Here is a 14,873-nt window from a genome sequence, read left to right on the forward strand (position 1 = left end):
GCGGAATTTTTCCGCCCGTTGCCGCAAAGCCGCGGGAAACGGGCGGTCTGCGCACAGCTGTCACAGCCGCAGCTGGCGGATCCGCAGATATCCGGTCTCCGGACCGGCCCATTGCCGCGATTGCCAGACCTGGTTGCGGCCGGGGCGGGAATCAACCCAGTAATCGTTGACGACCGCCCCGCCGGCGCCTTCGCAGCGCTCCTGCAGGTGGCGGGCGGGATGGCTCACTTCGACAATCTCCACCGGTGCCGGGCCCAAGTCATGCAGGCTGCAGGCCATGTTCAGCATCGCCTGGCCGTTGCCATTGGCACGCACCGCATAGCGCCGGGCGCCGCCATGCGCCGGGCCCGCCACGCCCTCGGCCGCAGGCACAGAGGCCGACAGCAGACCGCCGCCCAGGCCGCGGGTGGCAACCACCATGCCGCTGCGCAGGGCAACAGAGACATTGTCCTGAGTGCGCCAGACCTCGATCGCGCCGGGGCTGCCGTCGCGGCGGCTGAGGCTGCGGGTCAGATAGGCCTTTGCATCGCGGTTTTCGATCACCACTTCGATATAGGCCTGGGTCTGCTTGTCCAGCAGTGCCCGGGTCAGTTCCACCGGCGGCGGCGGCGCGCTGCGCAGCCTGGTGAACTGCTGGCCCACCGCCTTCAGCACTTCCAGCTCTGCCGGGTTTTGCTCCGGCCCGCGGGCGCAGCCCCCCAGCAGCAGCACCGCGGCCGCCAGCGCCGCAGCAGTTATCCGGATCATGCTCATTCCCAGAACCTCGCACGCTGTTCTTCCAGGCTCTTGCGGTGGGCCTCGCGCACCGAGCCGTAAAGCCGGTCCGGCACCGCCACCCGCTGGCCGCCGTCGCGCTGGGTCGGGCGGATGGTCAGGCCGAAACCGGAGCGCGACGGCTTGCCCAGCAGCCAGTCGACCGGGATGCGGAAGCGGAACCCCTTGTCAAAGGATCCCTCGCCGAAATCCTCGGCCGAGACATTGGTCAGGGTAAAGAAGGCGCCGACCAGGAAGCCGTTGTCGAACTCCCGGTTCAGGCTGAAGGTGCCGCCATAGTCGCCAGCCAGGTAGCGGCCTGCATCCACCTGCATCAGATAGCCCTTGCCCAGCTCGGCATAGGCCGAGGCATGGCCGGTGAAGGTGCGGTAGTCGCGGAAGGAGAAGCGCTGGTCGAAATCGCGCTGCACCACATAGTTGGCCTCGAGCCCCAGGCCGATGCGGCTGTTGACCGGCTTCCACAGAACCTCGCCCGAGACGCCGCCGAACATGCTTTCAAACAGGCCCGCGGTGGCGCGGGCATAGAGGTTGCGCCCGGGCTTCCACAGGCGGCTCACATAGAGGTTTTCCAGGGTGGTGCCGAATTGGGCATATTCCACCTGATCGGTGCGCACCCGCGGCAGCCGCGAGTTGGAGGCACGCCCGTTTGCCACATTGCCCCAGATCCGCTGGCGGATGGTGCCGGCGATGCGCCAGCCCGGTGCGGGCGAATAGGAGGCGTTGAAATTCAGGCCCGCATCCAGCCGGAACGGCCGCTCCGGATCGAAATAGGCAGGCTCTGTATAGGGACTGATGGAGGTGGCAAAAGCCGGATACAGCTCGCCCGAGAAGATCGCCTCTTCCGGCAGCGGCCCGGCATCCTGCACCCCCGCGGCGGCAAACAGCGCGTCTGGCGCCTCGGCATCAAATTCCAGCGCCTCCAGGTCGGAGCGGCGGATCTCGATGGCCGACAGGCCGATGCCGCGGCGCACCGGCACCAGGCGGAAGGTCTCCACCGAGGGCGGCATCGTCTGCGCCAGGGCGCGGGCGGCCCGGCCCGCCGCCTGCCCCGCCGAGCGGTAGCGCGGGTTGCGGTAGCGCAGCTCGGCCGCGGTGCCGTCGAGCGTGATCGCCTCCAGCACCAGCCCGTCCGCCTTCAGCGCTTCGGCGGCCAGATCGCGGATCTTGCGGGACTTGGCCTCGCTGGCGGCCCAGTCCTGGCTCCAATGGCTGTCCTCGGTGGCCCATTGCACCCGCGGCACGATCGGGTGCGGCGCCGGCACTGCCATCGGCGTGGGCGGGTTGTTCGGATTGAGCTGAATTTGCGCGGTGACGCCGATTTCCGAGCCGTAGAGGTAATAGGCGCCCAGCCGCACCCGGTCGGAATACTGGTATTCGATGCCGTAATTGATTGAGGAGCGGCGCTCGAACACATCCGAGATCTGCGTCTCGGTCACATAGGCGTCGGTGGAATATTCCGCCTTCAGGCTCCAGCGTTCATCGGGCTGCCATTCAAAGCCGCCGAAGGGCGCGAAATCGCCGCGGAACCACTGGTCGGTCGACAGTTCGCCGCCGGTGCTGCCGCCCACGAATGTGGGGCGGTTGCCGCCGATATTGCCGATGGCGCCGCTGCTGCCGAGCCGCCCCCAGCCCAGGCCCGCCGACAGTTTCAGGCGGCCGGGCGCGCGGCCCCAGCCCAAAGCGGCGCCCTGAAACCGCTTGGTGGCGACAAAATATTCCGCCGCATAGACCCCGGTGCCGGCAAAATCCTGCAGCCCCATGGTGACCTCGGGCAGCCAGCCGCGCTCGCGCCAGAGCCGGGCGCGTACGTCAAAGCCGCGGTCGTAATAGGTGTCAAAGCCGAACAGCCGCAAATCCTGGATGCCGTTGTAGCGGAACGAGGCGCTGAGCCAGGGCAGCGCCTGGAAGGTGATGTTGTAGCGCGAGGTGCCGCCGAACCAGGAATAGGTGACCGCATACTGGCCGTCGGGCAGCATATCGGCGCTGGGGGTGTCGATGAGGCCGGGGCTGCCATAGAAGTTGAGGCTGGGCGGCGGCAGCGGCTTCAGCCGCGGCGCGGCCGCTTCGGTTCCGGGCGCGGCGCCATGGCCTGCCCGGGTGATCTCCGGCCCCTGCAGCCAGTGCTGGGCGCTGCCGGGCAGCGTCATCAGCCACAGCGCGGCCGCCGGGGCCGCCAGCCGCGCCGCCCGGGGCAGCCCACGGGCTGCGGTGCGGCGCAAAAGGGTCTTGGTCGGGGTCACGGGAAACCTGCCTTTGGAACTGCCTGCTGCCGGGCCGCTTTGCCCGGCCCTCTCACCTGTTGCCCCGCTTAGAGCATGAATGGCCGGGCCGGATCAATTGCCGCGGCGCGGGCGGCGGAAGTTTCCCCGCCACTGCAGCCCCGGCGCCGCACCTGCGCCCGCGCCAGGGCTTGCAATTACGGGGCTTGCACCGGCCCTGATACGGGGATTTCCGCAGGATCAGGAGGTCTTGCGCCCGGCCTCCAGCGGCTGGCAGTAGCCCTCGACCCAGCGCTGGATCACCTGCCGCGCCGCCGCCTCGTCGCCCGCCGCCACCGCCTGGCGCAGGCTGCGCAGGAAGCCCGCGACCTCGATCTCCGACAGCACGGTCTCGCGGGCGCAGAAGATCTTGGGATGGCGGGTATGGATCAGCTCCTCGCTCAAGGTCAGCTCCTCCTCCATCTTCTCGCCGGGGCGCAGCCCGATGATCTCGATGGCGATATCGCCCTCCGGATGCTCTGCATCGCGCACGCTGTGGCCCGCGCTTTCGATCACCTGGCGGGCCAGCTGCAGGATCGGCACCGGCTCGCCCATATCCAGCACAAAGACCTCGCCGCCCTGAGCCATGTCGCCCGCCTGCAAGACCAGCTGCACCGCCTCGCTGATGGTCATGAAGAAGCGGCGCACATTCGGGTCGGTCACGGTGACCGGGCCGCCGCGGCTGATCTGCTCCTGGAACAAGGGCACCACTGAACCGCTTGAGCCCAGCACATTGCCGAAGCGCACCATGGTGAACACCGTGCGGCCCCCGAACCGGGTCGCCAGGTCCTGCACGATGAGTTCCGCCATGCGTTTGGAGGCGCCCATCACATTGGCCGGGTTCACCGCCTTGTCGGAAGAAATCAGAATGAAGCGCTCAACCCCTGCCCGCGCCGCGGCGCGGGCCAGGGTCTGGGTGCCAAAGACATTGTTGGCCAGGCCCGGCAGCGGGTTCGCCTCGACCAGCGGCACATGTTTGTAAGCCGCCGCATGCAGCACCACCTGCACCTGATGGGCACTCAGCACCATCCGCACCTGGCGCGGATCAGTGACCGAGCCCAAGACCGGCACCAGTTCGATGCCCGCGGCCTCGGCCAGGGGGCCAAGCTCCTGATGCACATTGTAAAGCGCCAGCTCGCTGAGTTCGAACAGCACCAGCTTCGAGGGCCGGCAGGTCAGCACCTGGCGGCACAGTTCCGAACCAATCGAGCCGCCGGCACCGGAGACCAGCACCGCCTTGCCCTGGTAGGAGCCGGCCGCTTCCTTCAGGGGCACATTGCGCGCAGCCCGGCCCAGAAAGGCCTGCGGCGCCACCGGCGTCAGCTTGTCGACCAGGGCCTCCTCGCCGATCAGCTGGGCAAAGGAGGGCAGCGCCTGCACCTCCAGCCCCAGTTTCTGCAGCCGCTGGGTGATCTGCGCCTGGCGCGGCTGGCTCTGCGAGGGCATCGCCAAGAGCACCCGGCTGATCTGGCGCGCCTGCACGATCTCGGAAATCCGCGTGGGCGCAAAGACCGGCAGCCCGACCAGGGTCAGCCCCTGCAAGGAGGAATTGTCATCGGCAAAGGCCACCGGGTCGATGCCGTCATGGGCCTTCAGCGCCTGGGCCAGCTGGGTGCCGGTATTGCCCGCGCCATAGATCAGCACCCGGCAGCGCGGCTGGGCGCGGCGGTAGACCGCCAGCACCACCTGCAGCATCGCCGCACGGGTCACCACCATGAACAGGAAATAGCAGATCGCAAACACCACATGGGTGCCGGGCGGCAGCGCCGGGCCGAACCCCGCAGCCAGCAGCGCCAGCACCAGCGCACTGCCGCCCGCCAGCAGTGCGCTTTGCGCCGCGGCATGGCGCTCATAGGCGTTGAGCTGCACATGCGGCAGCCCCAGCCACAGCGCCAGCCCGGCCGCAGAGGCCAGCACATAGGGCAGCACCGGCAGCAGCGCCCCCAAGGTCGCCAGCGCCGGATCCGGCAGCGGCTGCACTTCCAGGGTGAACAGCAGCGCCAGCGGCAAAAGCGCCAGGTCGGCGGCCAGGAATACATAGGATTTCTGCCTGCGCGATAGCGCACTGATCAGATTATACATGCCCGCCTGTCCTCAACTGCCATGTGCTGCTGCCTGCACTTTTTATCCTGCGGCCCTGCCATGCCTGCCCGCAAAAGCCCGGGCGGCAGGGGAAATGACTAAACCAATATGGCGCGGCGGAAACCTCCGCACCGCTCTTAAAACGTAATTCCTATCATAACCGGTTTTCTGTCTATTACCCGGTTTTCCTCTGCTAAAAAACCGCGGAGCGGCGAAAAACCGCCGCTTTCGCCCCGCGATTGCCATGCTTGCGCCGCCGCCGCGCCGCAATCCTGCGCCGGCCTCCGCAACAGGGCCGCAAAAACAGTCAGAACGGGAATCAGCGCCCCCGTACGCTACCCTCGGCGGAAGATATTGCCAATGGTCTGAAACACGATGTCGAAGTCGTAGCACATGCTCTGATGGCGCTGGTAGATCAGGTCCAGCCGCGCCTTCACCGGCACGCAGGCGCGGGAGTAGACCGCATCGGTCTCTTCGGCGCTGCCGCAGCGCGCCAGGAGCGCCGCCTCGTGGCGGTGATAGGTGATCGAGGCCAGCCCGGTGACCCCGGGGCGCGATTTCAGCACCTCGGCGTAGATCTCCGGATGCGCCTCGACATACTGCCTGAGCGGCGGGCGCGGCCCGACAAAGGAGATATCGCCCTTCAGGATGTTCCACAGCTGCGGGAACTCATCCAGCCGCTTGGAGCGCAGCCAGGCGCCGGTGCGGGTGATGCGGGCGGCCTTGTCGCCGCCGGAGACGCCCGTATCGGTGTCCGCCACGGTCATGGTCCTGAGCTTCCAAAGCATGAAGGGCTGATCCACCCCCTTCATCCGCTCCGCCACATAAAACAGCGGCCTCCCCTCTTTCCACAAGAGCCATCCCAGCAGCAGCAGCAGCACAGGCCCCAGCACCACGATCAGCAGAGCGGCGAAGAAAAGGTCGAAAATCCGTTTGCGCCAGGTCATCGGCTGCTCTGCTCCTTGTTCAATTGCGGCTCTAATCCGGCCCATTCTGCCGCCATGGCGCCCGGATCCGCCGGCGCCAGCTCAAAGGGCAAAAGCGCCTGCAGCCGGGCCGTGTCCAGCGCCACCTCAGGGATGGCCGCCTGCGGCGCCGGGGTCCAGGCAAAGGGGCGCCCTGCCGCCGCCAGCAGCGCTGCCATTTCCACCGCGCCGGGCTGCGCGATGTTGAGCGCGGGCGGCAAGCCCGGCGCCTGCAAGAGCGCCGCCAGCACCTGCGCCAGCACCCGCACCCCGGTATAGCTGCGCCGCGGGCTGGTGCCGTCCGCAAATTGATCCAGCCGGAACCCGGGCCGCCAGCCGCCCAGAACAGCGTCGAACCCGGCAATATTGCCGATCCGCAAGGCGCAGACCGGCACCCCCAGCTGCGCTCCCAGCGCCGCGGCGCGGTGCTCCATCTCCGCCTTGGCGGCGCCGTAGGGATTGGCGGGGCGCAGCGGCGCGTCTTCCGTCAGCAGGCCGCCCTGCGCGCCATAGACCGCCGCCGAAGAAGCCAGCAGCACCCGGGCCCCTGCAGCAGCGCCTGCGCGCACCGCCGCCTCGCCCAGGCGGATGTGCGCCTGCATCTCCCCTGCGCCTCTTCCCGGCACCGGCCCGGCCAGGCAGAGGATGGCCTCCGCCCCCGCCGCCAGGCGCGCCAGCGCCTGCGGCTCCGCCAGCGGGTCCAGCACATGCCAGTCCCCGCCTGTTGCGGCCGGGCCGCCCTGCAAGCGGCGCGCCTGCAGGCGCAGATGCACCCCTTCGGGCGGGGCCAGCTGCATCAGCTGCCCGATCCGCCCTGTTGCGCCCAGAACCACTGCGGCGGGAATCCCCATGCTCTGCTGCCTGTTCCTGTTGACCCTCTGCGTCAGCCCAGTATCCTTTGGCCGGACAAAAATCAAAGCGGTTCCCCCGGGCATATCTCCCGGCCAGGGGCCCGAGCGCTTGAATGGCAGGCACCTCATGCTGAAACTTCTTCCCTGGCTGGCTGCTGCCGGCCTGATCCTTCTGCCCGCAGCCTGTTCCCGCCTGCCCGGCGGCGCCCCGGCCAGCGAGGAGATCCTGAAAGAATCAGGCGAGGCGGATGCCAATTTCGCGCTCTACCAGGTGAACCGGGCACTGCTGCCGACGGTGGCCGCATGGCCCGCCACCGGCAAGCAGGAGCGGCTCAATTGGCTGCGCGGCCATCAGGGCGCCAAGACCCAGATCATCCAGCCCGGCGACCAGCTGACCCTCAGCATCTGGGACAGCAACGACAATTCGCTGCTGACTGCAGCCGAGCAGAAGATGGTGCAGCTGCAGGATATGAAAGTTGCCGCCAACGGCTCCATCTTCATGCCCTATGTGGGCGATGTCACCGTCACCGGGCTGACCCCGGACCTGGCCCGGCGCAAGCTTCAGGAGGCGCTGGAGCCTGTTGTTCCTTCCGCCCAGGTGCAGCTGGCGATGGCCGAGGGCCGCGGCAATTCGGTCGATCTGGTCTCCGGCGTGGCCCAGCCAGGCACCTATCCGATGCCGGACCGCAACTACACGGTAATGGGGCTGATTTCCGCAGGCGGCGGCATCAGCGCCAATCTCAACAACCCGCAGATCCGCCTGGTGCGCGGCCAGAACATCTATGGCACCTCGGTCGACAACCTGTTGAACAACCCCCGCCTGGACACCCTGCTGCGCGGCGGCGACCGGGTTTTCGTCGAGGAGGATGAGCGCTATTTCCTTTCCTTCGGCGCCACCGGCGAAGAAGACCTGCATATCTTCTCCAAAGACGAGATGTCGGCAATGGACGCAATGTCCGTGGCAGGCGGTTTCCAGGACGGCAAGGCCGATCCCAAGGGCCTGCTGATCCTGCGCGAATACCCGGCCTCGGCGGTGGCGCCGGGGGTGCGCGGGCCGCGCCAGCAGCGGGTGGTGTTCTCGCTCGACCTCACCTCCGCCGACGGGCTGTTCTCGGCGCGCCAGTTCCAGGTGAACCCGGGCGATCTGGTCATGGCCACCGAATCCCCGATCAACGATGCGCTGACCATCTCCAACATCTTCGGCAACTTCTTCGGCGTCTTCAGCCGCGCCGGTATTATCGAGTAACAGCGGCCCGGAAAAAAATCACTAAACCTTTAAATGAAATCTCTTTCTGGTATATTGACGCTGCCCTTGGGTAAAGCCGTGCGGAAAAAACGGGACGGGGCGCGTTTGGTTGATCTGATTTGAGCATAGGGGCAGTTCAAGAATGACATTTCCGATGACGGGCGCTCGCCTTATTGACCTCCGGGGCCTGCGCCGCCCGCTGTCTCTGTTTGCGGTTCTGGCCTGCGGCTTTCTGGCCGGGCTGCCCGGCCCTTCCGCCGCGCTGGAGGCGGACCCCGTGCAGCAGCATAATTCCAATGCGCTCTGGTTCGAGAACTGGCTGGGGCTGCGCAATGCAACCCTGGTGATCGCCGCCCCCAATGGCACTGTCACCGAAATCTTTGCCGCCAGCGGCACCCCGGTGTTCGAACTGGCCCGGGACACGGTGCTGGACGGCACCTACCGGTATGAGCTCAAGGCGGCAACGGACACGCTGGAAGAGATTGCCAATCCGCTCGACAACGGCCGCGGCGAAGCCGCCGGCACCAAGGCGAAACCTTTTTACATGAGCGGCTCCTTTGTCGTGTCGCGCGGCGTGATCATCACGCCGGAAACCCTCACCGAAGACTAATCAGCGAAGGCTCTGCGCCGGCACGGCCCGCCGCATGGAATAAGCCAGGGAGATAATCCAGATGAAAAAGACAATTCTACAATCCCTGGCCGCAGGCACGGGCACATTGGCCCTGATGGCCGGCGCCGCCCAGGCGGACCAGGTCTTCAACGACGATGTGATCATCACCCAGAGCCTCTGCGTCGGCCAGGATTGCGTCAATGGCGAAAGCTTCGGCTTTGACACCATCCGGATGAAGGAAAACAACACCCGGATCAAGTTCCAGGACACCTCCAACACCGCCAGCTTCCCCACCGTCGACTGGCAGCTGACCGCCAATGAATCGGATAACGGCGGCCTGAACAAATTCTCCATCGAATCCATCGACAACAGCGCGGTGCCTTTCACGGTGGAATACGGCGCGCCTTCGAATGCGCTTTATGTGGATGACGGCGGCCGCATCGGCCTCGGCACCACCTCGCCGGTGGTGGAGATCCACGTGCCGGACGGCGACACCCCGACCCTGCGGCTGGAGCAGGACGGCACCTCGGGCTTTACCCCGCAGACCTGGGATCTCGCCGGCAATGAAAGCAATTTCTTTGTCCGCGACGTGACCAACGGCAGCTTGCTGCCGTTCAAGATCCAGCCTGGGGCTGGAACAAACATGCTGTACCTCGCTGAAAATGAAGAGGTAGGGATCAACACCAGCAGCCCCGGCGGAGTGCTGCATGTGGTCGAAACCGACAATATCAGCGGCGCGACGGATCACGTGATCCTTGAGAACACCAATGGGACGCCAGCGCAGCGGACCATGCTGCGCCTGCGCAACAACGGCGGCAGCCAGATCGTACTGGAAAACACGGCTGCAAGCGGCGACTGGCGGCTGGCGCATCGCAACTCCGACCAGGTTTTTGCCATTTTCACCAGCTACAACAATACCTCGCCGCTGGAGCTTACGCAGAACGGGGATCTGACGATCACGGGCACCATCACCACAACCGGCTCTTGCGCCACGCCTTGCGATGGGGTTTTCGAAGAAGACTACGATATCCTGCCAATCGCCGAACGGGCACAGCTGATGTACAAGCAAGGCTACCTGCCCAATGTCGGCCCGACCGCTGAAAGCGGCCAGTATGAGCTGACCAGCAAGCTGCTGGGCATGCTGAACGAGCTGGAACATGCACATATCTACATTTCACAGCTGAACGACCGCATTGCAGTGCTCGAAACAGCCTTGCAAGCACAAGACTGAAACCGGCCGGGGCCTTTCCCGCGGGCACAGCCCAAGCCGGTTGATCCTGGCTTGGGTGCATGCTGTATATGAGCAACTCAGCAAACTCGACGGAATTTGGCAGGTGCGCATGCGAAGTTTCTCCCCGGATGACCCCCTGATCTTCATCCATGTCCCGAAAACCGCGGGCACATCTGTCAGAACGGTGTTTCAGAAATGGTTCCCGGACCAGCTTAAGCTGCATTACTACAACGAGCCCAAGGGAGAAATGCCGCGCCGGCTTGACCTGGACGCCCCCGGTGCGGCGCCAGTCATTTATGGCCATTTCAACCGGCTGCGCGGCTTTGGCATTTCAGACTACTATCCCAGCGTCCGGCAGTTCCTGACAATCCTGCGCGATCCGTTTGACATGCATATCTCGCGCTATTTCTTCAGCCAGCGCCGCGCTGAAGACTGGAAGCACGGATCAGATATAGGAGACGCCAGCCTTAGCAGGCATCTCGAGACCGGCCATCTGAATATGCTGGAGCATTTTCCCCGTCCGGTCACCGCCGAAAATTACCGGGAGCAGTTTGAAGAATTTTTTATCGGCGTCGGATGTTATGAAACATTGGACTCCTGCCTGCAGCGTTTTGAAAAGCTGCTCGGCCGCCCTGCCGGGACAGCCCGCTTGCCGCATTTGAATGCCGGCAAGCCAAGGCCGGCCCTGCCTGAGGGCGCATATGAGCGGTTCCGCGAGCGGTTCCCGCTCGAATTCGAAATCTATGACTGGGCCCGGATCCATTCTGAAACCGAGAACCGCTCCCTTTTGGCCTGACTTAGGCCTGGCGCGAGCAGCCATCTGGACGCTTTGCCTGCCACACAGTATGCAAGCAGGGTTCGAAATCTTCCATAAAGGGCCTGCCCCGAAATGAGTAAAATCTCCGATTCCGTTGAGAAAAAATCTTTAGATATAACTGGTTACAGCTCCCCTTTGCCTTTGGCCGAGCCAGAGAGAGCCCAGAAGGTTCTTGCTCAGCACAGTCAGTCAGGCATGTATCAGCGGGACGGCCATATCGAAAACCCTGTGGTGCATTCCCTGCTTTCCGACCCCGGCCTGACCGAACATGTCCAGCGCCTGTGCGGCGGCGATCTGGTTTTGTGGCGGAGCGCTTTCTTCAGCAAGACAGAAGGCAGCCGCGAAGTTGGATGGCACCATGACAAGCATTTCCATTCAGCAGAGGAGGAGAGCATACGGCTGGAGGAAAGCGGGGCGCATTTTTCTGTCTTATTCGGCCTCACCGACATCACCCATACAAATGGCCTGCTCGAAGTCATACCTGGATCACACCTGCCGCAGCCGGGGTTCGAAAGGGATCTTCGCCCATATCACAAGCGCCCGTCCAAAGAGCACTTTCTCACCGGCCTCCCGGAAGAGCTTCTGGCTGAGCGGCGCCCGGTTCCGATTCCGGCAGGCTGCTTTGTGCTCTTTCATTCTGCCCTGCTGCACCGCAGCCTCAGCCACACCTCCGGCCCGCCGCGCCTGGGGCTTGCCATCCGGCTTGCCAAGCGCGGCCTCGCTATCCCTCCGGAACTTGCCCCGGCGGAAGCGGTGATGCCCTTTCCGCCTCACCATCAGTAATGCGGGCAGCGGATGGCAGCGCGCCGGTTTCGCAGCATGCGTCGTGAACCGGCCCGGCCACGCCCGCTTGTACATCCCGGCGCCAGATAGCAATACACCCAGATAAAGGCAGACATGACAGTCCAAACCCGCCCCGCACGCCTGTTTCTGTCGCTCCTGATCCTGGGCACCCTGGCCTATCTGTTCTGGACCGGCTCCCGCTATCCGGCGCTGAATGAAAAGCTGATGATGTCCGGGGCGATCCAGCTGGAGGATCCCCTGAGCTTTGAGGCGCATTTCCCGCTGACAGAGGCAATGGGCATCCCCGAGCGGATTTTCTACACCACCCTGAACTGGCTCCACACCAACCGGCAGGGCATGACCTTCGGCATTCTGTTTGCCGCCGGTTTCATGACCCTTCTGGGCAGCCTGCAGCAGCGCAGCTTCCGCGGCGGCTTTGCCAATGCGGTGCTGGGGCTGGCGGTGGGGGCGCCGCTGGGGGTCTGCGCCAATTGCGCGGCACCGGTCGGGCGCGGGCTTTATGCGGCCGGGATGCGGGCCGAAACCGCGCTGGCGGCCATGGTGGCCTCGCCGTCGCTGAACATCGTGGTGCTGTCGATGATGTTCAGCCTGCTGCCCGCCTATATGGCCCTGGCCAAGATCGGCATCAGCCTGCTGGTGATCCTGGGCGCGGTGCCGCTGATCTGCCGCTACGCCCTGCCCCGGCAGGCCGCCGCCGCAGAGGTGCCGGCGCCTGCCCCCTGGACCGCACAGGAGCTGGCCGCAGGGACCCCGCGCGAAAGCCTGGCGGCGGCCGGGGCGGCGGTGGCACGCGCCTATGCCGCCAACCTGTGGCGGATTATCCGCCTCACGGTGCCCTTGATGCTGGCGGCCGGGCTGCTGGGCGCCACCGCGGCGACGCTTTTGCCGCCGGATCTGATCACCGGGCTGGGCTTTGGCGCGGGCATCCTGGTGCTGCTCACCCTGGCCGGGCTGTTCCTGCCGGTGCCGATGGCCTTTGACGCGGTGCTGACCGGGGCGCTGCTGGCCGCCGGGCTGCCGCATGGCTATGTGATGGCGCTGCTGATCACGCTGGGCAGTTTCTCGGTCTATTCCTTTCTGATCATCCGCCAGAGCCTGGGGCTGCGCGCCGCCGCGCTGATGGCGGCGGTGCTGGCCGGGCTCGGCATCCTGGCCGGGGCGGCAGCGCAGGGCTATCACGGCTGGCAGAGCCGCCGGGCGCTGGAGCTGCTGCTGCAGAGCGAAGCCCCGGCCCCGGTTACCGCTCCGCTCCGGGCCGTGCCCTGGGGCGCAGCCCAGGCGGCGACGCTGGATCCGGGCCCGCGGGCCATCAGCCCGGATGCCGCCCGCATCACTGTCACCGCCGCACCCTTCGCGCCGCCCTCGCCGCCGGCAGAGACCGGCTTTACCCGGATGGAAGCCTCTGCCGCGGGCATTGATAAGCCGCTGGAATTCGGCATGCGCGACATGTGGCCGCCGTTCTGGGAGGGCCGCAGCCTGGCGGCCGGCGATATCGACAGGGACGGCGACCTGGACCTGGCCATCGCCTCCACCGAGGCGGGGCTCTATCTCTATGAAAACGACGGCCAGGGGCAGTTCTCCCGGATCGCGGCAGAGCTTGGGCCGCTGGCGCAGGCCCCCGTCTTCAACGCCGCCCTGGCCGATATCGACAATGACGGCTGGAGCGACCTGTTCCTGGCCAGCTACCTGCAGGGCAATTACTGGTGGCGCAATGTGCAGGGGCAATTCGGCCCGGAGCCGCCGCGCGCCGTGAAAAACCGTGCCGATGCGCCGCTGACCATGGCGCTCAGCTTTGCCGATGCCGATGGCGACGGCACTTTGGACGCGGCCCTGGGCAACTGGGCGGCGGGCTGGTACCGGCGCATCCCCGGCGAGGAGGCGCGCAACCGGGTGCTGTGGAACCGGGACGGCCAGATGACCGGCGGGACCTATACCGATCTGCCCGGCATCCCCGGCGAGACCCTGTCGGTGCTGTTCAGCGATTTCGACGGCAACGGCACCCCGGACCTGATTGCCGGCAATGATTTCGACATCCCCGATTACTTCTACCGCGGCGACGGCAAGGGCGGGCTGGCGATGCTGAGCCAGCCGGAAGGGCTGATCCCGCATACCACCACCACCACGATGGCGGTCAAAACCGCCGATCTGTTCAACACCGGCCGGCCCGCGCTCTATCTGGCGCAGATCGCCGGGCGCTCCTCCGGGGTCTCGGATACCCTGAAGATGCAGCCGCTGGCGCTCTATTGCGCGGCCATTGCCGATCCCGCGGCCAAGGCGCTCTGCGAGCAGAACATGGCCATCAAATCCTGGTACAAGACCGGCAACAATTTCGATCCCGCCTATGCCGGGCGCTGCCAGGCAATGACGGGGCAGGCCCAGGCCGATTGCAAGGCGATGCTGATCAAGGATCTGGCGATCCAGAAGCGCGACCCCTCGGTCTGTGCGCTGATCCCCGCCGCCCAGGAGATCCCGCGCGCCTATTGCGATCTGCATTTCAAACCCTCCCGCCGCCCGGCGGCCGGGGAAATCGCGCTGACCCATCCGCAGATCCTGCGCTCCAACGTGCTGCTGGAATGGCAGGGCACCGCCTTTGCCGATACCGCCGCGGCGCGCGGCCTGGACGTGGGCGGCTGGAGCTGGGACACCAAGATCGCCGATTTCGACCAGGACGGCTGGCTGGACGTCTATATCGTCAATGGCACCTGGGTGCCCAATGAGGTTTCCCCGTCGAACCTGTTCTTCCACAACATCCCGGCGGCGGCGGGCGGGCGCCGCTTTGCCGAGGCTTCCGGCCCCTTCGGGCTGGAGGATTACCTGATGACGGCCGCGGCGGTGCAGTTTGACATGGATGGCGATGGCGACCTGGATCTGCTGACCCATCCGGTGAACGGGCCGCTGGCGCTGTTCCGCAACAACAGCCAGAACGCCGCCATCGCCTTTGAGCTGGAGGATCTGGCGGGCAACCGGGCTGCCATCGGCGCCCGCATCCGCCTGACCGCCGCAGACGGCAGCATCCAGACCCGGGAACTGCAGCTGGGCGGCGGCTTCATGAGCTTTGATGCGCCGCGGGCGCATTTCGGGCTGGGCCGGGCGGCCAGCGCCGCGGGCGCCAGCATCCGCTGGCCGGACGGCACGGAAACCAAGCTGGCAGGGCCGCTGCCCGCAGGCCATCTGTACCGGATCCGCCGCCAGTAGCCCCGCCTGCGGCGGCGGGCAGCGGCAAGCCCCCTGGCCA

11 protein-coding genes are annotated in these 14,873 nt (G+C 66.0%); 6 read left to right on the top strand and 5 right to left on the bottom strand.

The window, feature by feature from the left end; genetic code table 11:
• Positions 1–60 precede the first annotated feature (60 nt).
• The 5 genes from ACXAEK_RS22960 to ACXAEK_RS22980 form a co-directional block, all read right to left on the bottom strand.
• The gene (locus ACXAEK_RS22960) at positions 61–747 is read right to left on the bottom strand and encodes a YjbF family lipoprotein (RefSeq protein ID WP_475045655.1); all 687 of its coding nucleotides are present in this window, start codon (positions 745–747) and stop codon (positions 61–63) included.
• 2 nt (positions 748–749) lie between these two features.
• Positions 750–3,014, bottom strand: a complete 2,265-nt coding sequence (locus ACXAEK_RS22965; protein WP_475045656.1) for a YjbH domain-containing protein — start codon at positions 3,012–3,014, stop codon at positions 750–752.
• A 219-nt stretch (positions 3,015–3,233) separates the two neighbouring features.
• The gene (locus ACXAEK_RS22970; protein ID WP_475045658.1) at positions 3,234–5,114 is read right to left on the bottom strand and encodes a polysaccharide biosynthesis protein; all 1,881 of its coding nucleotides are present in this window, start codon (positions 5,112–5,114) and stop codon (positions 3,234–3,236) included.
• Between the two features lie 335 nt (positions 5,115–5,449).
• Complete coding sequence (locus ACXAEK_RS22975; protein WP_475045659.1) at positions 5,450–6,061, bottom strand: sugar transferase; 612 nt, start codon at positions 6,059–6,061, stop codon at positions 5,450–5,452.
• Entirely contained in the window at positions 6,058–6,930 is an 873-nt protein-coding gene (locus ACXAEK_RS22980; protein ID WP_475045660.1) for an NAD-dependent epimerase/dehydratase family protein, read from the bottom strand. The genes ACXAEK_RS22975 and ACXAEK_RS22980 overlap by 4 nt, the downstream gene beginning before the upstream one ends.
• A gap of 127 nt (positions 6,931–7,057) precedes the next feature.
• Here ACXAEK_RS22980 and ACXAEK_RS22985 point away from each other — a divergent pair, with 127 nt between their 5' ends.
• From ACXAEK_RS22985 to ACXAEK_RS23010, 6 genes are all read left to right on the top strand, one after another.
• Entirely contained in the window at positions 7,058–8,176 is a 1,119-nt protein-coding gene (locus tag ACXAEK_RS22985) for a polysaccharide biosynthesis/export family protein (RefSeq protein WP_475045661.1), read from the top strand.
• Between the two features lie 142 nt (positions 8,177–8,318).
• Positions 8,319–8,786 carry a hypothetical protein gene (locus ACXAEK_RS22990; protein ID WP_475045663.1) on the top strand — a complete coding sequence of 156 codons (468 nt, stop codon included), beginning with the start codon at positions 8,319–8,321 and terminating at the stop codon, positions 8,784–8,786.
• Positions 8,787–8,847: 61 nt separating this feature from the next.
• On the top strand, positions 8,848–10,017 hold the full coding sequence (locus ACXAEK_RS22995; protein ID WP_475045664.1) for a hypothetical protein: 1,170 nt from the start codon (positions 8,848–8,850) through the stop codon (positions 10,015–10,017).
• A gap of 109 nt (positions 10,018–10,126) precedes the next feature.
• Entirely contained in the window at positions 10,127–10,813 is a 687-nt protein-coding gene (locus tag ACXAEK_RS23000; protein ID WP_475045665.1) for a sulfotransferase family protein, read from the top strand.
• A gap of 93 nt (positions 10,814–10,906) precedes the next feature.
• Positions 10,907–11,617 carry a phytanoyl-CoA dioxygenase family protein gene (locus tag ACXAEK_RS23005; protein ID WP_475045666.1) on the top strand — a complete coding sequence of 237 codons (711 nt, stop codon included), beginning with the start codon at positions 10,907–10,909 and terminating at the stop codon, positions 11,615–11,617.
• Between the two features lie 114 nt (positions 11,618–11,731).
• Positions 11,732–14,833 carry an FG-GAP-like repeat-containing protein gene (locus tag ACXAEK_RS23010; RefSeq protein ID WP_475045668.1) on the top strand — a complete coding sequence of 1,034 codons (3,102 nt, stop codon included), beginning with the start codon at positions 11,732–11,734 and terminating at the stop codon, positions 14,831–14,833.
• Positions 14,834–14,873: the final 40 nt, after the last annotated feature.

This window comes from Leisingera sp. ABM4_101 (assembly GCF_056158725.1).